The following is an 18,500-nucleotide window of genomic DNA, read 5'->3' on the forward strand; positions in this document are numbered from 1 at the left end:
TTACTTAAGAGCAGCGGTATCGGGGGATCACCGTACCTGGTGCGTCGCTCGCGCACGGGCGTTCGTGCAGCGAACCTGCGGCCAGCGCCGCGCGACCGGGCGAAGCGGGATTGTCGGTGATTGTCATTTTCCAGGGGGAAGGACTCGGCCTCAAGTCAACTTTTCGCGTCTCGTGACAGAGAGTTGCAACGAATTACAAGTGCATGACAACTTCGGATTCGGCGGATGGTACGCGTTCGGTACCCGCCAGCATCTGCAGGAGTGGGGACCGGCAAGATCGCCCGATCCCACGGCTGCCCGGCAACCCTGGCGGTAGGTGCTCCCGATGCTCTCGATGTTGCTCTGTGTGCTCTACTTCGGCGTGCTGCTCGGTCTCAGCGCCTACGGCCTGCACCGACTGCACCTCGTCGTCCTCTGTCGCTTCAACCGCGCGAAGATCGTGCACGCGCAGGAGGTCGCGGCCCTGACGGATCGCGATCTCCCGCCGGTGACGATCCAGCTCCCGCTCTTCAACGAGTCGACGGTCGCGGCGCGGCTGCTCGATGCGGTCGCGAGGATGGATTACCCGCGCGACAAGCTCGAGATCCAGGTGCTCGACGACTCGACGGACGAGACGCAGGGCCTCGTGCGCGCGCACGTCGAGCGGCTCCGCGCGCAGGGCATCGACGCGGTGTACCTGCACCGCACGAACCGCGTCGGCTACAAGGCGGGGGCCCTCGACGAGGGCCTCAAGGTCGCGAAGGGCGAGCTCGTCGCGATCTTCGACGCCGACTTCATCCCGCAGCCGGGCTTCGTCCGGTCGATCGTCGGCCACTTCGAGGATCCGACGGTCGGCATGGTCCAGACGCGGTGGGGGCACCTGAACCGCGACGTCTCCATCCTCACGCAGGTGCAGGCGCTCATGCTCGACGGCCACCACCTCGTCGAGAACCGCGCGCGCTTCGGCGCCGGCCTCCTGTTCAACTTCTCCGGCACCGGCGGGATGTGGCGCAAGGACGCCATCCGCGAGGCCGGCGGCTGGCAGCACGACACGCTGACCGAGGACCTCGACCTGTCGTACCGGGCGCAGCTCGCGGGCTACCGCTTCATCTACCGCGAGGATGTCGTCTCGCCGGCGGAGCTCCCCGAGGACATCTCGGCGCTGCGCGCGCAGCAGTACCGCTGGGCGAAGGGGACGGTGCAGACCGCGCGCAAGCTGATGGCGAGGGTGCTCAGCGCGAAGCTCTCGCGGGGGCAGCGGATCGAGGCGTTCTTCCACCTCACGCCGCACTTCGCCTACCCGCTCCTGGTCCTGCTGAGCATCCTCCTCCTGCCGGCGCTCGTCCTGTTCCCCGCCGCCGACACGCTGACGATGGTCGCCATCGACCTGCCGCTCTGCACGGCGACGACTGGATCGCTCGCGGCGTTCTACATGCTGGCCGAGACGGCGCAGGGCCGCTCGCGCTGGGGCGCGGTCGTGCGCCTGCCGATGCTCATCGCGCTCGGGACGGGGCTCGCGCCGCACCTGTCGAAGGCCGTGATCGAGGGGATCCGCAGCATGTCGGGCGAGTTCGTGCGGACCCCGAAGCAGGGCGACAACAAGGGCCGGTACAGGGTGCGCACGGACCTGCCGCTGACCGAGGCGGTGCTCGCCGTGCTGTCGTGCGGCGCGGTGGTTGCGTCCGTCCAGACGGGGCACTACTTCGCCACGCCGTTCGCGGTGCTCTTCGCCGTCGGATATTTCTACGTCGCGGCCATGGTCGCCCAGGAGCAGTTCGCGCGCCGCCGCGACGCGGTCTCGGGCGCGCCGGCCGTCGGCTGGAACGACGCGCGGCCGGGCGATGCGGCCGTGGTCGGCGCCTGGTCAAGGCAGGCGACGAAGGAGCGGCCTCTCGGCGACCTCGCCGCCTGAGCCGTTCGCCGCCAGCGAGCCCATGCCGCGCGGCCGCGCCGGGATCCTGCCGGGGTTCCGGCCTCGATGAGGGCCGCGCGGGGCGCTTGTCTCGTCGTGGTGGGCTGACGCCGAGCCCCGGCGGGCTGGCTCCGGCACCGCGCCCGCTGGAGGGCTGCACAAAGCGGGCCCGGCGCTCATCGGGCGAAGCCTGCGTAACCCCCTAGACCTCCCCGACGCAGGCTGGCATCCTGCCCCCAGGCCGGTCGGGGGACCGCACGCGGCTTCCTGAACGGTCTTCAGGGGTTGCGGCGTGTCCCCCCCTTCTGCAAGGGCGATGGGGGTCTCATGACGAAAGCCGAAATCGTTCAGGCGGTCTACTCCCGCCTCGGGGGGTTCTCGAAGAAGGAGTCTGCCGATCTGGTGGATCTCGTGTTCGAGACCATGAAGGAAACCCTGGGGCGCGGGGAGAAGATCAAGATCTCTGGATTCGGCAACTTCGTGCTGCGCGACAAGCGCCAGCGGCAGGGGCGCAATCCCCAGACCGGCGACCCGATCCTGATCACGGAGCGGCGGGTCCTGAACTTCAAGGCGAGCCAGATCTTGAAGCAGGCCCTCAACCCGCGCGAGACGGCCTCGGCCGCCGAGGAGTAGACCGCTTGGCGGTGCGCCAGCAGCTTCCGGCGAAGCTGTACTACCGGATCGGCGAGGTGGCCGGCCTCGTGGGGGTCGAGCCGCACGTGCTCCGGTACTGGGAGACGGAGTTCCGCTCCATCCGCCCGCAGAAGTCGGCGAAGGGGCAGCGGGTCTACAGCCGGCGCGACGTCGAGACGCTCCTCAAGGTCAAGGAGCTCCTCTATTCGCACCGCTTCACGATCGCGGGGGCGCGTCGCAAGCTGCGCGAGGGCGGCATCGAGCCGCCGCCCGCCGACGCGGGCGCGAGCCATGAGGAGGTGCAGCGGATGCGCACGGCGCTCGTCGAGATCCGCAGCGAGGTGCTCGCGTTGATGGATGAGCTCGAGCGCGTCTGAGCTGCACGGCGTGGCGCCGGGCCTCGCGCTGCGCCTCTCGTTGCCTGCCGGGGCGCGCGATGCGCTGCAGGCGGTGCTGCCCTCGATCGACGTCTCGGCGATCGCGGGGGCGAAGGTGACGCTCCGGCGGGGCGTCGACGCGGACGGCCTCTCGCTGCGCGCGGTCTGCGCGACGGCTCCGTCGCGGCAGTGGGTGACCGGTCTGGAGGAGCTGGTGCTCGATCGGGCATCGGGGCTCGTGCGCGGCGGCCTCGGGGTGGCGATCGAGCGGTGGGAAGCGGGGCCGATCCGCGCGCACTCGCAGCGGTTCGAGCAGCCGTTCGAGGCGGCGGGGACGGCGGGCGAGCGCGCGGTGGCGATCCGCGGGTGGCACGTGCTCGGCTTCGCCGGGAGCGAGCGCGACGCGGCGCTCTGCAGCGTGGTCTGTCTGGAGGAGCCGGCGCAGGGGGCGGGCGCCCGGTGCGGCGCGCTGCTCGGCGCGACGGAGGTTGAGGGGGCGTTCACGGCGCCGCCGGCGCCGGGGGTGCTCGTGCGGGCGATCTTCTTCGCCGCGGAGGAGCCGCTCGCCGCGACCGCGGCGCTCGGGGTGCTCGCGGCGGCAGGCGTGGCCGTTATGCTGGCGTGGCGCCCTCGCCCGCGCCCCTAGAGCGGCGTCACCCGCTTCGGATACGGGCCCACCTCGACGCTTTCGGTGCTCGGCGCACGGGAGTGCGCCTGTGCGCCGAAAACGCCGACCTGGGCCCGTCTCCTGTGCGGGTGAGCGCCGCTCTGGCAGCGGGGATTGTGCAGGATTTCCGGGGATCAGAACGGGATGTCGTCGTCGTTGCCGCCGCCGTAGCCGCCGCCGCCGAAGTCGTCCGGAGGGGGGCCGGCATCCGGCGCAGCCGGTGCCGGGCGACCGCCACCACCGCCGCCACCGCCGCGGTTGTAGCCGCCGCCGGCCGGGCGACCGCCGCCGTAGCCGCCACCACCACCGCCGTAGCCGCCGCCGCCGCCGGTGTAGCCGCCGCCGGGATCAGCGCCGAACGCGCCCGCGTCGTCGTTGGCGACGCCGCGGCTGCGGCCGCCGCCCGTCAGCAGGACGTTGTTCGCGACCACCTCGGTCTTGTAGCGCTTGTTGCCATCCCGGTCGTCGTAGCTCGACGTGCGGAGCGAGCCCTCGATGAAGATCGAGGAGCCTTTGCTGAGGATCTTGCCCAAGGCCTCGGCGCGCTTGCCCCAGATCACGACATTGTGCCAGTCCGTCCGTTCTTTCCGGACCTTGTCGCGGTCCAGGTACGACTCGGTCGTCGCGAGCCGCAGGTTCAAGACGGCCTGCCCTCCCTGGGTGAACCGGAGCTCGGGGTCGGCGCCCAGGTTGCCAAGCAGCATCACGCGATTCAAGCCTTCGGCCATCTTGACTCCTTCCCTGGGAGCGGCTCAGCGCACGTTGCGCTGAACGAACGTCGCCTGTTTCCCTCCCCCATGGGCGCTGACGCGTCAAGGACTCGAGGCGCGCGCAGATCACGCGGCGACTCACGCGGCGCGCCCGCGCGGGGGAGCCGGCGCCGCCTCGGTCCGGACGGCGAGGTGCCCGGGGCCGCTCAGCCGCCCGCCCCGGCCTGCGCGAGGAGATCGGCCAGGAAGACGCGGGCGATCGTGAAGTAGAGGAGGATCCCGAGGACGTCCACGAGGCTCGCGATGAACGGCGTGGAGCTTGTCGCCGGATCGAGGCCGATACGCCGGAGCAGGAGCGGGAGCATCGCGCCCACCGTGCAGCCCATGAGCACGATCGCCATGAGCGTCGCGCCGATCGTCAGGACGAAGCCGGTGCCGTCGCCCCAGAGCCAGACGCGGAGCATGCCGATGACGGAGAGCATGAGGCCGAGCACGACCGCCTGCCCGAGCTCGCGGACGAGGACGCTCGCCCAGTCGCCGACGCGCACATCGCCGACGGCGAGGCCGCGGATGATGAGCGACGACGACTGCGAGCCGGAGTTGCCGCCCGTCGAGATGAGCAGCGGCACGTAGTAAGCGAGCGTCGCGACGGCCTCGAGGTCGTCCTCGTAACGCCGGAGCACCTCGCCGGTCATGAACTCGCCGACGAACAGCACGGCGAGCCAGGGGGCGCGCTTCTGGATGAACGTCCAGAAGCTCGTCTTGAAGTAGCTCTCGTCGATGGGACCCACCGCGCCGAGCCGCTGCATGTCCTCGGACTGCTCCTCCGTGAGGACATCCATCACGTCGTCGACGGTGATGACGCCGAGCAGCTTCCGGTCCGCGGAGAGCACGGGCAACGCGTTGAAGTCGTACTTCGCCATGGTCCGCGCGACCTCTTCCTGGTCGGTCTCGGGGCTGACGGCGAAGACGTTCTCGGTCATGACGTTCGCGAGCTTCTCGGAGGGCGAGGCGAGCAGCAGATCGCGCAGCGAGACGACGCCGATGAGGTGCCCCCGATCGGAGACGATGTACACGGAGTAGATGGTCTCGGCGTGCTCGCCGACGGCGCGGATCCGCTCGATCACGTCGGCGACCGTGAGGTGGATGCCCACCGACACGTAATCGGTGGTCATGAGGCCGCCGGCGCTGTCCTCGGGCCACTTGGCGAGCTCCTCGACCTCGGCGGCGGCCTCGGGGTCGACCTTCTCCAGCGTGGAGAGCAGCGTGCCGCTGACCTGGTCCGGCAGGGCCTCGATGAGGTCGGTGCGGTCGTCGGCCGCCATCTCGGAGACGATGGGCGCGATGCTCTCGACGCCCATCTGCTCGACCAGGGCCTCCTGGGTCTCGCCGTCGAGGCGCTCGAAGATGGGCGCGGCGTCCTCGGCCTTGAGCGCCATCAGGACCGTCGCCGCCTCGGCGTCGTCCAGCAGGCCGATGAGATCGGCGAGGTCCTCGTCGTGGATCTCGTCCAGGAGGTCGGCGAGCTGCGCCGGATCCTCGGCGAGGAGCTGCCGTACCTCCGGGACCATGGCGACGGCGACGCGCAACATGCTCGGGCACTGACCACAACTCGGCCCTGCTGGGAAGCGGCAAACCCCGGCCGGCGCCGGGGGGGGCGCGATCAGGCCAGCCCGCTCCCTTCGACCGAGGTGGAGGCGACCGGGGTTGAGGCGGAGGCGGCCGACCGGGGTTGCGCGGCCGCGGCAATCACGGCCCCGCCAGACGATCGCCCCCCGACCGACCGGGGTTGAGCCAGGAGGGTGTGGAAAGGGAGGAGATCGCCTACTGCGTTGGCAGCGCGCAATCAAGTTGACGGCGCAGCCCGGCGCGGAGATGGAGATTCTCGAAGCGCGGCGGCGGCATCTCGTTTGCTACGGCGCCCTCCGGCGGGTCCGAGCGGGCCGGCAGGTCGAATTGACAGCGTTCCGGTCGGGTCCTTAGCATCGAGCTCCCGTCGAGCCGCGGATCGCCTGCGGAAGTCGGTCGTGGGCCCGTGGACGACGGGCCCTTTCAGTGGCTTGACCGCCGCGCAACTGGATCGGTGGTCGAAAGGAAAGTCCAATGATGACGCGGATTGAGCGTGAGAGGAGGCGCCCGTGGAGGGGCGCGGCGAGGCTCGCCATGGCAGGCCTCCTGGTAGCGGGCACAGGCAGCGCCTTCGGCTGTCTGAACCGCCCCATCGCCACGAACGAGCCCCGCACGACATCGACGATCGTCGAGCGGCTGACCCAGAGCTCGGTCGACAAGATCGACCTCCTCCTGGCGATCGACAACTCGGGCTCGATGGCCGACAAGCAGGACATCCTCGGCTTCGCGATCCCCGACCTCGTGCAGGGTCTCGTCAACCCGCGCTGCATCGACAAGACCGGCACGCGGGCTCCCATGACGGTCGCGTCGCCGAACGCGGAATGCGATGCGGGATTCCAGCGCGAGTTCGAGCCGGTCAAGGATATCCACATCGGCATCATCAGCTCGAGCCTCGGCGGCTACGGCTCGGCTGCTTGCCCGGGGGCTACGATCCCCTCGAACGTGGACATGGCGCACCTCCTCGCGCGCGAGAGCGAGGACGACACCATGAACAACCTTCCGACCTACCTTGACCAGGGCTTCCTGGCCTGGGACCCCGATCAGAAGCGCGGCCAGGGTGGAGAGCCGAACGTGCCCGACGCGGACGACGGCGAGGCGGACATCGAGGGCGACACGAACGCCGACCTCAACAACACGTCGCTCGTCGAGCAGCTCACGGCGATGGTCAAGGGCACGGGGCAGTCCGGCTGCGGCTTCGAGGCGCAGCTCGAGAGCGTGTACCGATTCCTCGTCGACCCGGAGCCGTACCAGTCGATCGATATCCTGGAAGAAGAGAACGATATCGCCGTGCTGGTGGACACGGATCAGGTCGTCCTCGATCAACGCCGCCGGTTTCTCCGGCCGAGCTCCCTCCTCGCCATCATCATGCTCAGCGACGAGAACGACTGCTCGATCCGCGCGGAGGGCCGCAACTACCTCGTCGCCGAGACCAATGGGTTCCGCATGTGGCGGCCGCGCGCCGAGTGCGCTGAAAACCCGAACGACAAGTGCTGCAAGTCGTGTAGCCAGCCCGTGGGCGAATGCCCGGTCCAAGAGGCATGCACGGGCACGGACGGCTACCCCGCCAGGCTGACCGAGCTCGAGGATCCGGTCAACTCCCGCTGCTGGGACCAGAAGCGCCGGTTCGGCTACGACTTCCTCCAGCCGATCGATCGCTACCGGCGCGGCTTTACCGAGGCCCGCGTCAAGAACCGCCAGGGCGATCTCGTCCCGAACCCGATCTTCACCGATCTGGATCCGGACGACGACGACTCCTCCGTCCGCGATCCCGGGCTCGTCTTCTTCGCCGGCATCGTCGGTGTGCCGTGGCAGGACATCGCGCGCCAGAACGCGCAGGGCGAGCCGGACCTCCTGAATGGCCTCAACGAGAACAACGAGCCGGTCGGCGGGTTCAAGAACGCGACCGAGCTCGGCTCCCCGCTGCTCGACAACGCGTTCAGCAGCACCTGGGAGCTCATCCTCGGCGACCCCGCGAACCACGTTCGGCCGAAGGATCCCTTCATGGTCGAGTCGATGGCGCCGCGCTCGGGCACGAACCCGATCACCGGCGACGCGATCGTCACGCCGGAGCAGCCGGGCTGGAACGGCATCAACGGCCGGGAGTACACGATCTCGCCGAAGAGCGGCGATCTCCAGTACGCGTGCATCTTCGATCTCACCGCGCCGAAACCCTGCGAGGGGAGCAACCAGAGCTGCGACTGCAGGGCGGGCGAACTGCCGAACGACAACCCGCTGTGCCGGCCGGAGGGCACGAACAGTCAGGAGGACCCGGCGCCCAGGACGACGACGCAGATCAAAGCGAAGGCCTACCCGGGCCTCCGCGAGCTGCAGCTCATCCGGGAGCTCGGGCCCCAGGGCATCGTCGGCTCGGTGTGCCCGGCCCAGCTCAACGACGACAGCTCGGCCGACTACGGCTACCGGCCGGCGATCGGCGCCATCATCGATCGCCTGAAGACCGTGCTCGGCGGCCAGTGCCTGCCGCGCACCTTGACCCCCACCGACGGAAAAGTCCCCTGCCTGATCCTCGAGGCGCGCAACTCGCAGGGCCAGTGCGACTGCTTGGACCCGAGGACGCCGGGGCGCACCGAGGTGACCACGAAGCACCAGCCCGCGAAGGATGAGGTGCTCTCCCTCGACATCGCGAAGGTCTCCGAATGGGACTGCGTGTGCGAGATCCAGCAGCTCGAGGGCGTGAACGAGGGCGAGCCGGCCTACGAGTGCAGGACCAACCCCAACGAGAACGTCGAGTCCGGCGGTCAGGCGGTGCACGGGTGGTGCTACGTCGACCCGTCGATCCAGCTCGGCGATCCGACCATCGTCGCCGACTGCCCGTCGACCGAGCAGCGCAAGATCCGGTTCACGAACAAGGGCGACGCCCAGACGGGGGCCACGCTGTTCATCACCTGCTCCGGCGAGTCCGGCGAGTAGACTGACGGCTGACTGACCCGGCGCGCGGGGCCGATCGCGAGATCGCGCCCCGCGCCGTCGTTTGTGGCCCCCGAGGGGCTCCGGCGAGCCGGCCGGCAGGGCGCTCGCGGGGCCCGTCGGGTTTGTGCTAAGACCGCACTCCGTCGTGGCGGCACGCAAGAAGATCCTGATCATCGAGGACGAGCCTCACATCGTGCTGGGGCTGACGGATGCCCTCGAGTTCGAGGGCTTCTCGGTGGCGTCGGCCTCGAAGGGGAAGGACGGCGTGCAGCTCGCGCGGCAGGAGAAGCCGGACGCGATCCTCCTCGACCTCATGCTCCCCGACACCAACGGCTTCAAGGTCTGCGAGGACCTGCGCCGCTGGGACGCGTTCGTGCCGATCATCATGCTGACGGCCCGCGGTCAGGAGATCGACAAGATCCGCGGCCTCGACGCGGGCGCCGACGACTACGTGACAAAGCCGTTCAGCGTGGGCGAGCTCATCGCGCGGCTGCGCGCCCTCTTCCGCCGCGCCGCCCGGCCGGCCGAGGCGCCGGTCGAGGTGTTCACCATCGGCAACGTGCAGGTCAACATGACCGCCCACACGGTCTCGCGTGGCTCGCGCTCGGATCAGCTGTCGTTCTACGAGGTCGAGCTCCTGCGCCTCCTGCACGAGCGCCTGGGCCAGCCGGTCTCGCGCGAGGAGATCCTCCAGAAGATCTGGGGGATCGAGGCCGGGCCGTCGAACCGCACCGTCGACAACTTCATCGTCAAGCTGCGCAAGAAGGTCGAGCGCTCGCCCGACAAGCCGGAGCACATCCTCACGGTCTACGGCTTCGGCTACAAGCTCGCGCCCTGACGCAGCGGCAGCACGTTGCGCAGGTCGCACGGCACCGTCACCGCGGCGTCGGTGATGCGCTTCGGGTCGAGATCCGAGAGGCGCGCGCCCTCGCGGAGCTGCCGCGCCTCGAGGTGCAGCCGGACGAGGCCCAGGCTGCCGGTTTCGCCGGCGTACCCGACCACGTCCCCCGCGTCGAGGCGCGCGCCCGCCACGACGCCGGGGCCAGGGCGATCGAGGTGGCCGTGGAGCACGACGTACCTGCGCACGCGATCCACGTCGCGCGCCTCGCGCACGTCGTGCGCCGTGGCGACCGTGATCCCGGACAGCTCGCCGACGAAGACGACCTCGGCCTTCCCCTCCTGGCCCTCGAGCCTCAGCGCCGTCACCCGCTCGCCCCGCGTCGCCGCGATCTCGACCCCGCCGGCCCAGGACGGCGGCTCGGGCCGCGCGGCGCCGATCGCCGCCACGGGGCCCGCCGGAGGCGGCGCGCCCGCCTGGGCTGGAGCGCCCTCGACGAGGAGGAACCCGGGCGGCTGAGCCGGCGCGCCGATCGGGAACGCGTACGCGGCGGCGCTCGCCGGACGCTCGGGGCGGCGGGGGATGTGCTCGTAGGCCTGGCCGCGCGCGCCCCCCCCGGCGGGACGCGCCCCGGCGGGGCCGGAGAGGGCCGCCGCGCCGCCTTCGGGGAGCGGCGCGCCCGGCGCGGGCAGCGGGATGCACGCGGCGCCCTCCGGCACGGTGCGGGGGCCGCAGAGCGCCGCCGCGCCCGCCGCGCCGCGCGCCGCGGCCGCCGGAGGGACGATCGCGGGCGGCGGCGGCGAGGGGTCGTCGAGACCGCCGAGCGCAAGGACGAGGGCGGACGCCGCCGCGCCGCGCACGAGCGGGGAAGGGGAGACCGCCGCCCTCGTCGGGCGGGCCTGCGGTGAGCCGGACGCGCGCATGCCTCGAACGGTCTACCGTATCGCGCGCGGCTGGCGAGCGCGATACGGCGCCGCCGGGCCGGCGTGGCCGTGCCCGCCGTGGACGGGAATCCACGGGGAACAGGCCCTTGCTGCCTGCCAGCTTGCGGAGGCGGCGCGCTGTTGATAGCTCCTCTTCGTGCAAAATCGCCAAGCTATCGAGACGACCCTGAACAAGCTGTTCGACGCGGAGCGCACGGCCCGCCGGCTCCACGACGATCTGGCCGCCATGCCCGGCGATGCGTTGCTGGACGTCCTCACCGCCGCGATCGCGAGCGCGACGCGCGAGAGCGATGAGGACGAGGCGGCGCTCCGGCTGGTGCGCATCGCGTCGCTGCTCGGCGAGCACGAGGGCCCGCGCGCGCTCGACGCCCTCATCGACGTGCTCGCCGCGGAGCACCCCGAGGCGCGGCAGGCGGCGGGCGAGGAGATCGAGTTGCTCGCCTACGACCGGTTCAAGGAGGTCGCGCAGGCGATCGAGCGGGCGCTCAAGCGGCTGCCGCTCGGGTCGTCCGCGCTGCCGGAGCTGCCGTACCTCATCGCCGAGGTGCCGGAGCCGGGCGTGCCGAAGCTGCTCGGTCAATTCCTCGGCCACAAGGATCCGGACGCGGTGGCGGCGGCGATCGAGACCCTCGTCGAGATCGGCGACCCGGCGCACGCGCCGCTGATCCAGCCGCTGCTCGGCGACCTGCGCACGGTCGAGCTGGCGGACGACGGCGGCGAGGACGCGACGTCGGAGGTCACGATCGGTGAGCTCGCCGAAGAGGCGCTCGGCCTGCTCGCTCCCTACGACGAGGAGGAAGAGGACGGGGTCGCCTGATGATCGGCCCGCCGCTGAGCGCGGCGGACGCCGTGTTGTTCGAGCACGCGGTCGTCCCGCGCTACATCTCGTTCTTCGCCTCGCTGGCGGTGGACATGCTGCTGCCCTCCGAGGCGGCGCGCATCGTCCACCTCGGCTGCCGGAGCGGCTTCCCCGACGCGATCGTGGCCGACAAGCTGCCCGGCGCGACGCTGGTGGGCGTGGACGGGTCCGCCGCCGCGCTCGATCTCGCGCGCGCCAAGGCGGCGCTGTTCTCCGGGATGAACGCGAGCTACGTGCTCGCCGACGCCCTGCCGACGCCGCTGCCGGACGCGAGCTTCACCCACGCGTTCACGCTGCACCCGGTCTGCCGCCCGGATGAGCGGGCGCAGCTCCTCGCCGAGCTGCACCGGGTCCTGGTCCCCGGCGGCCAGGCGCTCATCGCGCTGCCGCTGCGCGGCTCGTTCCCGGAGGTGGCCGACATCGCGCGCGAGTGCGCGCTCAAGCAGGACCTCTCGGAGCTCGGCGCGGCGGTCGACGCCGCCTCCGCCAGCCGTCCGACCCTCGAGACCATCGCCGAGGAGATCGAGGGCGCGGGGTTCGACGAGGTCGAGGTCGACGTCCAGCTCATCGCGGTGTCGTTCGACAGCGGACGCGAGTTCCTCGAGGACCCCATCTCGCGGCTGATGGTGATCCCCGAGGCGACGGCGATGCTCGATCTCGAGCCGCAGATCATCGACTCGATGCTCAAGTACCTGCACCACGCGGTCTCGAAGTACTGGTCCGAGGGCGTGTTCGAGCTGACCGTGAACGTCGGGTGCGCGAGCGCGCGGCGGCCGATCGGCTGACGATCGACCCGGAGCGCCGAGCCGGGCGATCGAGGCGCGGCCGGCGCTAGCGGTCGTGCCCGCCGCCGCGGAGGCCGAGCTCGTCGAGCCCGGCGAGCGCGGCGAGCGAGACCGGGTGGTACGGGGGCCGCGGCGTGATCGGCTTCTGGACGTCGCCCCCGCGCTCCTCGATGAGCCGCGCGCAGAGCGCGAGGCACCACTTGCCCTGGCACCAGCCGGTGCCGAAGCCCGTGTAGCGCTTGACGGACTCGATGTCCCTGTAGCCGCGGCCCATCGCGGCCTCGAGCTCGTGCAGGGTGACGTCCTCGCAGCGGCAGACGAGCGTCTTCATCGACCTAGTCGCCCTCGTACTCGCAGCGCGCGTCGCAGGTCTCGAAGATGGTGACCCGGCTCAAGGACGGCAGCGACGGCGTGAGGCGGTTCCAGATCCACCGGGCGAGCACCTCGCTCGTCGGGTTCTCCAGCCCGGGGACATCGTTCAGGTAATGGTGATCGAGCAGGTCGTGGAGGGGAGCCCAGGCCTCGTAGAGGTGGCTGTAGTCGATGAACCACCCCGTCTCCTCGTTCACGGGGCCGCGGATCGCGACCTCGACCTTGAAGCTGTGACCGTGGAGGCGCGCGCACTTGTGCCCCTGGGGCACCTTGGGAAGGCGGTGGGCGGCCTCGAAGCGGAACTCATGCACGAGACGAACGTTCATTGGAGCAGCGGTCATGGGGCGGGCGCAGTGACGCGTCAACGCCCGGCGGCCTCGCGGGGGTCGGCGGCGCGAGGTACGGGGTTCCCTCGAGGGGCTCGAGCGGCTATACCCCCGGCCATGCCGCAAAAGCCCGCAGTGAGAGCCAAGAAGAAGCGACGCGACACGAAGCGCCTGGCGAACTGGCGCGCCAAGAAGGAGCTGCAGAGCGCCCAGGGAACGTCGCCGGCCAATCCGGCCGCCGCCGCGCAGCCCAGCAGCTGAGCCGCGAGCACCGGCCCTCGCCGGTGCTCAGCTCGCCGGCTCGTCCTCTCCGTCGTCGTCCGGCGCCGGCCCTGGCGAGGAGGGCCCTTTGCGCCGCGCAGCGCGAACGGTCGCGACCTCGGCCCGGGACGGGTTGATCACCAGAAAGCCGTGGTCGGCGTCGAGGAGCGCGACGTCGCCCGGCGACGCCCAGCGGAACGCGCCTGCCACATCCACGATCGACGGCACGCCGAGCAGCTGGAGCAGCACGAGCGAGCGCGGCCCGGACCGGTCGCTGAGCGCGACGCCGACCGGGTTGGCCCGGGCGGAGATCAGGAGATCGAACACCGTCAGCTGGTCGCCGACGAGGACCGCCTTCGACGGGAGCTCGGCCCGGGCGTCCGGGGTCGCCAGCATCAGGATCGCGTCGCAGAGGTCCTCGATGTCGCGGGCGCGGTCCTGCAAGAACGGGTCGCCGACGATCCCGTTGGCGGCTCGCGCCACCTCGCGGGCGACCGTCCCGAGCGCCTGTGCGACGCTCTGCCCGCCGGCCGCGAGCTCGAAGGCGCGCGCGCGCAGGCGGCCGTCACCGATCATCAGGAGGTAGGTCGAGAGGAACGCCGCGTCCTGCGCGATCCCCCGCTCCGCCGCGCGGGCGTGGAGGTCGACGAGCGCCTTCTCCGCGATGTCGAAGGCGAGCCGCAGGAGCTTCGGATCGCCGCGATCCCGCTGCGGGCCGAGCGACGAGCTGGCCGGCCGCCGCAGGGCCGCGATCGCGCCGAGCGCGCGACCCGGGACGACGGGTAACCCCGGCAGCGTGACCTTGCGCGTGCCCCCGCCCGTGCGCCGCCGCCGCTCGCGCAGCTCGTCGAGCACCTGCGCGTGGCGCGCGCCGGCCGCGATCGGCGCCGTCAGGGCCATGAGGAGCTCGACGTCCCGCGCGGTGAAGGCGCGATCCCCCGCCCGCTGCACGACGAGGGCGCCGAGCGGACGGCCGCTGCCCAGGATGGGGGCGGCCAGGAAGACCGGGAACCGCTCCTCGTGGAGCTCCGGGAACGCGCGGTAGCGCTCGTGCTCGGTCGCCTGGACGACCGAGATCGGGCGCAGGCACTCGACCGCCATGCCCGTGATGCCCTGCCCGACCGAGAGCCGCACCGTGCCGCGCGCCTCGCGCGGGAAGCCGACGTTGCCGCGCAAGACGAGCTCGTCGCCGTCGCCCTCGAGGAGGTACAGCGACGCCACGTCGGCGCCGAGGATCGCGGCGATCCGCTGCGGCGCCTCGTCGAGGAGGAGCGACAGCGGCATCGGCTTCGCCACGAAGGCCAGGTACTCGATGACGAGATCCAGGCGCTCGTCGCGGCGTACCTGGATCCTGGCGGAGGTGACCGACGGCGGCGCGTCCTCGTCCTCGGCATCCATACGACGATCGCTATCACACACGGTCGCCCGAGCGCACCTCGCACACACCAGCGCCCGGATCGCGCGGCGCTCCAGGCTGCCTCGGCGGCGCGACGGACGCGCTTTCAGCGTGCCGCCCGCCCGCCTCGGCGCGTCCGGCGGCAGGTCACCGGACGTCAGAGCGTCCGCAGATCGACCGGGCCGTCCAGGGGCGGGCGCTGCATCCACCCCAGCGCCGAGACCCGCGCGCGCGGCGCCGCGGCGGACGCGGCGCGCGCGAGCTGCCCGCCGCCGCCCGCGCCGATCGCGGTGATCGCGCCGCGGATCGGCGCGAGCAGCGCCGGAGCCGCCTCGGCGCTGCTCGCCGCGACGTGGACGACGCGCGCCGCGGGCGGCAGCAGCAGCGACCGCGGCGCCAGATCCACGCCGACCCCGTGCCCTTCGCCCTCCCAGAACGAGCCCACGGCCTCGAGGGTGGCCCGGTACATGGCCACCTCGGCGCGCGCGGCGCCGTCGAGCGGCCCGCGCGGGACGCGCGCGCCCGCCTCTGCGAGCGCCGCGTGCAGGGCGCGCGCGAGCGCCTCCGCGCGCTCGGCAGGGCCCTCCACCAACACGAAGCGCGGCGACAGGCAGCCGCGCTGATCGAACGGCACGACGTCGTCGGCGATGTCCCGCGCCGCCTCGGCGAGGCGCGCGCCGGGGCCGACCACGGCGAGCCCGAGGCCGGCGCCGTGCCCGCGCACGAGCACGCCGCGGCCGGCCTGGGCCCGCAGCGTCGCCACGGTCTGGTCCGAGCCGTAGATGTGCAGCTCGGCGCGCGACGCATCGCCGGGCGCGCCCTCGCCGGCCGCCTGCGCCCCGGCGTCCCCGAGCGCGACGTCCGCGACAAGCGCGATGGCGCCGCCTTCGCGGCCGAAGCCCTCGTCGGCCTGCAGCGCGCGCACGAGGAGCTCCGCGACGACGGGATCGCGGCGAGACGGGCGCACGAAGACCGCCGGCGCCGTCGCCGCCGCGACGGCGATGGCCCGCAGCGGCGCCGTGCAGACGTTGGCGGCGAGGACCACGTGGCAGCGGCGCGCGCGCCCCGAGGTCGCCACGAGCGCGTCGAGCTCGCCGCGGCTCGGCGCGACCTCGAGGTGGCGGCCGAGCGCGAGCTCCACGCCCTCGGGGGAGAGGCCGCTCGTGGAGGGCAGCCGCCGGCGCGCCTCCTCGCCCAGCGGATCGCGCGCGTCCGCGATCCTCGCCGCCGCGGCGATCACGCGCTCGACCCGGCGGCGCCGCGCCGCGCCCTCGTCCATCACGGGCCGCCGCCGAGCATCTGGTCGATCGCGATCGAGCAGCCGCGCGGCGGCGCCCCGGACGCGCGGCCCAGGAGCTCGACGCCCTCGTCGGTGACGCGCACGCGATCGGCGGTCTGGAGGGCGACGGCCGAGTCGACGTTCGCGAGATCGACGATCCGCGCGAGCCCGATCTCGCCCGCGGGGAGCGGCGCGAGCGTCCCTGGGTCGACCGCGGTGACCCGCGTCCAGGGCGGCGCGAGGTAGAGCCCCGGCGCGGGGCCCTGTCTGCCGGCGAGCGCCGCCGCGAGGGTGCCCTCGTAGAGCTGGCTGGAGAGCTCCGTCATGCCGTACTCGCCCACGACGTGCGAGAGGGGCACCGCGAGCGACCGCGCGATCGACGCCCGCAGCTCCTCCGCGGGCACCTCGCGCGAGCGGCCCTTGTAGCCGCCGGTCTGCATGACGCGGCTCCCTGCGGGCAGCTGCGTCGCGCCCTCGGGCAGCTGCGCCTCGAGCAGGTGGACGAACGCGAACGAGGTGCCGAGCACGATCGCCGGCTCGCCCGCGGCGCGCGCGTCGCCGCACGCGCGGGCGAACCCCGCGGCGTCGAGCTCGCCGTCGCGCACGTGCCAGCTCGCCGGCCCCGCGAGGCGCGCGGCGAAGCGATCGATCATGAACCCGAGCGACGAGTCCGGGACCTCGTCGAGCGGTGGCGCGAGGACGAGCGCCCGGAGCCGCGCGCCGTCGGGCCACAGGAGGCGCTCCCCCCAGGCGACCGCGGCGAGCTCGTACGTCGCCGTGGTGCGTAACGGGTGCTCGCCGCGGGACGCCGCGCCGAGGGAGGTCCCGCTCGTGCGGAAGACGCGCTCGTCCGCCCCGGAGGGGTGGGCCGCGACGCGCGCGAACCGGAAGACGTCGCACGGCACCGCGGGGATCTGCGCCGCGCGCTCCATCGCGTCGACGTCCGCGCCGCGCGCCTTGAAGAGGCGGGCGACCGGCGCGCAATGCGCGGCCTGGTGCCGGGCGAGGGCGATCGCGAGCGCATCGAACGTCTCCGGGAGCGCGGCGTCCGCCCCGCGCTCGCCCTGCTGAGGAGAGGCCGCCGCCGCCCGGCCGGCGCCGGGCGAGCCCGCCCTGTCCGGGAGGAGCGACGCCTCGATGAACGCCCTCGCGCGGCGGTGCAGCGCCTCGCTCTGATCGATCGGTCCCACGGGACCGGGATAGCACGCGCCGGCCGCGTCTAGGCCGAGAGCACGCGCGCCAGCGCGCCGGCCGCGGCCGCCAGCAGCGCCTCGGGGATGGTGAGCGCCGGCGTCAGCGTCAGCGTCTCGCCGCGCACCCCGCCCGTGAGGACCAGGTAGCCCTCGGCCAGCATCCCGCGCATGGCCCGCAGCCCGAGCTCGGCGCTCTCCAGCTCCACGCCGACCATGAGCCCGGCGCCTCGCACGTCGACGACGCCCGCTCCGCGCCCGAGCGCCTCCCGGAGCACCTCCTGGAAGCGCGCGCCCACGTCGCGCGAGCGCGCCGCAAGCTGGCCTGCGTCCAGGGCGTCGAGCGTCGCGAGCGCGGCGCTCGAGGCGAGGGGCGATCCGGAGTGCGTCGAGGTGTGGACCACCTCTCCCTCGCGCGCCCACGCGCGCATGATGGGCTCGGGCGCGACGCACGCGGAGATGGGGAGCCCGCCGCCGAGCCCCTTGCCGAAGCAGAGGATGTCCACCGGCGCCCCGAGCGCTCCCGTGCGCGTCATCGCCCCCGACCGACCGAGGCCGGTCCAGATCTCGTCCGCGATCACGAGCGCCCCGTGCCGGTGCGCCGCGTCGCAGATCGCGCTCAGGAACGCGTCGGGCGGAACGACGCAGCCGCCTCGCCCGAGGATCGGCTCGAGGAGGACCGCGCCGACCTCGCCGCCGCGCAGCGCCGCCTCGACGGCGTCGAGCGAGCGCGCGGCGCCCGCCTCGTCGCGCGGGTACGGCGCGAACGTCACGCGCTGGTTGAGCTGCTCCGCGAAGGGGGCCCGGTAGCTCTCGCGCAGCCCGCACGCCGCGAGCGGCGCGTACCCGAGGCCGTGGTACGCGCCCTCGAAGGCGACGAGCCCCGGCCGCCCGGTCGCGAGCGCCGCCGTCTTGATCGCCGCGGTGATCGCGTCGCTGCCGCTCTGGCCGAGCAGCGCCATGGGCGCGGGCCCGGGGTGCAGCGCCGCGAGGCGCTCCAGCAGGGTGATCTTCACGTCGGCCGAGTACACGTCGCCGAGGGCGAGCGTCAGCCGCGACAGCTGCTCCTCCGCCGCGCGCCGCACGGGCGCCGCCGCGTGGCCGAGCAGCAGCGCGCCGAAGCCCGCGCACAGGTCGACGTAACGGTTGCCGTCGACATCGCACACGTTCGCGCCGTGCCCGTGCGACAGCACGATCGGCAGCATCTCGGCGCCGCTCTTCTGCGCCCGCGCCTCGCGGCGCCGGCCGAACGCGGGGCACTCGACGCGCTCGAGCCGCTCGAGGGCGCTCCGCGACCGGGGACCAGGCGGCGGCACCAGGATCTCGGGCAGCGCAGCGCCGCCGTCTGCGCCCGGCGCCGCCGGCAGCGGCAGCTCGCTGTTCGGCATCGTCGTTCCTCCGCCGGGATCTAGCGC

The 18,500-nt window shown here is 72.8% G+C and carries 18 protein-coding genes; 9 read left to right on the top strand and 9 right to left on the bottom strand.

Annotated elements, in window-relative coordinates; all coding sequences use genetic code 11:
• Positions 1-325: 325 nt before the first annotated feature.
• The 4 genes from WME75_RS43120 to WME75_RS43135 all read left to right on the top strand — a co-directional run bounded on the left by WME75_RS43120 (position 326) and on the right by WME75_RS43135 (position 3,547).
• The gene (locus WME75_RS43120) at positions 326-1,891 is read left to right on the top strand and encodes a glycosyltransferase family 2 protein (protein ID WP_437483483.1); all 1,566 of its coding nucleotides are present in this window, start codon (positions 326-328) and stop codon (positions 1,889-1,891) included.
• A gap of 327 nt (positions 1,892-2,218) precedes the next feature.
• Positions 2,219-2,524, top strand: a complete 306-nt coding sequence (locus tag WME75_RS43125) for an integration host factor subunit alpha (RefSeq protein WP_012241218.1) — start codon at positions 2,219-2,221, stop codon at positions 2,522-2,524.
• Positions 2,525-2,535: 11 nt separating this feature from the next.
• Positions 2,536-2,901: a MerR family transcriptional regulator gene (locus WME75_RS43130; RefSeq protein WP_437483486.1), complete on the top strand. Its 366-nt coding sequence runs from the start codon at positions 2,536-2,538 to the stop codon at positions 2,899-2,901.
• Positions 2,882-3,547 (top strand): hypothetical protein, encoded by a 666-nt coding sequence (locus tag WME75_RS43135; RefSeq protein ID WP_437483489.1) that lies wholly within the window; start codon positions 2,882-2,884, stop codon positions 3,545-3,547. Before WME75_RS43130 ends, WME75_RS43135 begins: the two co-directional genes overlap by 20 nt.
• A gap of 155 nt (positions 3,548-3,702) precedes the next feature.
• Here WME75_RS43135 and WME75_RS43140 read toward each other — a convergent pair whose 3' ends face one another.
• Complete coding sequence (locus WME75_RS43140) at positions 3,703-4,296, bottom strand: single-stranded DNA-binding protein (protein WP_437483492.1); 594 nt, start codon at positions 4,294-4,296, stop codon at positions 3,703-3,705.
• A gap of 188 nt (positions 4,297-4,484) precedes the next feature.
• On the bottom strand, positions 4,485-5,870 hold the full coding sequence (gene mgtE / locus WME75_RS43145) for a magnesium transporter (RefSeq protein ID WP_437483495.1): 1,386 nt from the start codon (positions 5,868-5,870) through the stop codon (positions 4,485-4,487).
• A 571-nt stretch (positions 5,871-6,441) separates the two neighbouring features.
• Between mgtE and WME75_RS43150 the strand changes: the two genes are divergently transcribed.
• The gene (locus WME75_RS43150; protein WP_437483498.1) at positions 6,442-8,835 is read left to right on the top strand and encodes a hypothetical protein; all 2,394 of its coding nucleotides are present in this window, start codon (positions 6,442-6,444) and stop codon (positions 8,833-8,835) included.
• Between the two features lie 145 nt (positions 8,836-8,980).
• Entirely contained in the window at positions 8,981-9,673 is a 693-nt protein-coding gene (locus WME75_RS43155) for a response regulator transcription factor (protein WP_437483500.1), read from the top strand.
• On the opposite strand, the gene WME75_RS43160 is transcribed toward WME75_RS43155, so the two are convergent.
• Positions 9,655-10,596, bottom strand: a complete 942-nt coding sequence (locus WME75_RS43160; protein WP_437483503.1) for a M23 family metallopeptidase — start codon at positions 10,594-10,596, stop codon at positions 9,655-9,657. The genes WME75_RS43155 and WME75_RS43160 overlap by 19 nt on opposite strands.
• Before the next feature lie 157 nt (positions 10,597-10,753).
• Between WME75_RS43160 and WME75_RS43165 the strand changes: the two genes are divergently transcribed.
• Together WME75_RS43165 and WME75_RS43170 are read left to right on the top strand one after the other, a co-directional pair.
• Complete coding sequence (locus WME75_RS43165; protein WP_437483505.1) at positions 10,754-11,434, top strand: HEAT repeat domain-containing protein; 681 nt, start codon at positions 10,754-10,756, stop codon at positions 11,432-11,434.
• Complete coding sequence (locus WME75_RS43170) at positions 11,434-12,261, top strand: class I SAM-dependent methyltransferase (protein ID WP_437483507.1); 828 nt, start codon at positions 11,434-11,436, stop codon at positions 12,259-12,261. Before WME75_RS43165 ends, WME75_RS43170 begins: the two co-directional genes overlap by 1 nt.
• Before the next feature lie 46 nt (positions 12,262-12,307).
• Here the strand turns inward: WME75_RS43170 and WME75_RS43175 are convergent, their stop codons facing one another.
• Both WME75_RS43175 and queD read right to left on the bottom strand, forming a co-directional pair.
• Positions 12,308-12,592 (bottom strand): (2Fe-2S)-binding protein, encoded by a 285-nt coding sequence (locus tag WME75_RS43175; protein WP_437483510.1) that lies wholly within the window; start codon positions 12,590-12,592, stop codon positions 12,308-12,310.
• A 4-nt stretch (positions 12,593-12,596) separates the two neighbouring features.
• On the bottom strand, positions 12,597-12,959 hold the full coding sequence (queD, locus tag WME75_RS43180; RefSeq protein ID WP_437483513.1) for a 6-carboxytetrahydropterin synthase QueD: 363 nt from the start codon (positions 12,957-12,959) through the stop codon (positions 12,597-12,599).
• A 117-nt stretch (positions 12,960-13,076) separates the two neighbouring features.
• On the opposite strand from queD, the gene WME75_RS43185 reads away from it, so the two are divergent.
• A complete protein-coding gene (locus WME75_RS43185) occupies positions 13,077-13,220 on the top strand; it encodes a hypothetical protein (protein WP_437483516.1) in 144 nt (47 codons plus the stop codon).
• 27 nt (positions 13,221-13,247) lie between these two features.
• Here WME75_RS43185 and WME75_RS43190 read toward each other — a convergent pair whose 3' ends face one another.
• The 4 genes from WME75_RS43190 to WME75_RS43205 all read right to left on the bottom strand — a co-directional run bounded on the left by WME75_RS43190 (position 13,248) and on the right by WME75_RS43205 (position 18,473).
• Positions 13,248-14,618, bottom strand: coding sequence for a GAF domain-containing protein (locus WME75_RS43190; RefSeq protein ID WP_437483519.1), 1,371 nt, complete (start codon positions 14,616-14,618; stop codon positions 13,248-13,250).
• A 155-nt stretch (positions 14,619-14,773) separates the two neighbouring features.
• Complete coding sequence (locus WME75_RS43195; RefSeq protein ID WP_437495043.1) at positions 14,774-15,895, bottom strand: acyl-CoA reductase; 1,122 nt, start codon at positions 15,893-15,895, stop codon at positions 14,774-14,776.
• A complete protein-coding gene (locus tag WME75_RS43200) occupies positions 15,895-17,085 on the bottom strand; it encodes an acyl-protein synthetase (protein WP_437483521.1) in 1,191 nt (396 codons plus the stop codon). The genes WME75_RS43195 and WME75_RS43200 overlap by 1 nt, the downstream gene beginning before the upstream one ends.
• A gap of 29 nt (positions 17,086-17,114) precedes the next feature.
• Positions 17,115-18,473: an aspartate aminotransferase family protein gene (locus WME75_RS43205; protein ID WP_437483524.1), complete on the bottom strand. Its 1,359-nt coding sequence runs from the start codon at positions 18,471-18,473 to the stop codon at positions 17,115-17,117.
• Positions 18,474-18,500: the final 27 nt, after the last annotated feature.

It is taken from the genome of Sorangium sp. So ce1014, assembly GCF_051521505.1.
Classification (GTDB): Bacteria; Myxococcota_A; Polyangia; order Polyangiales; family Polyangiaceae; genus Sorangium.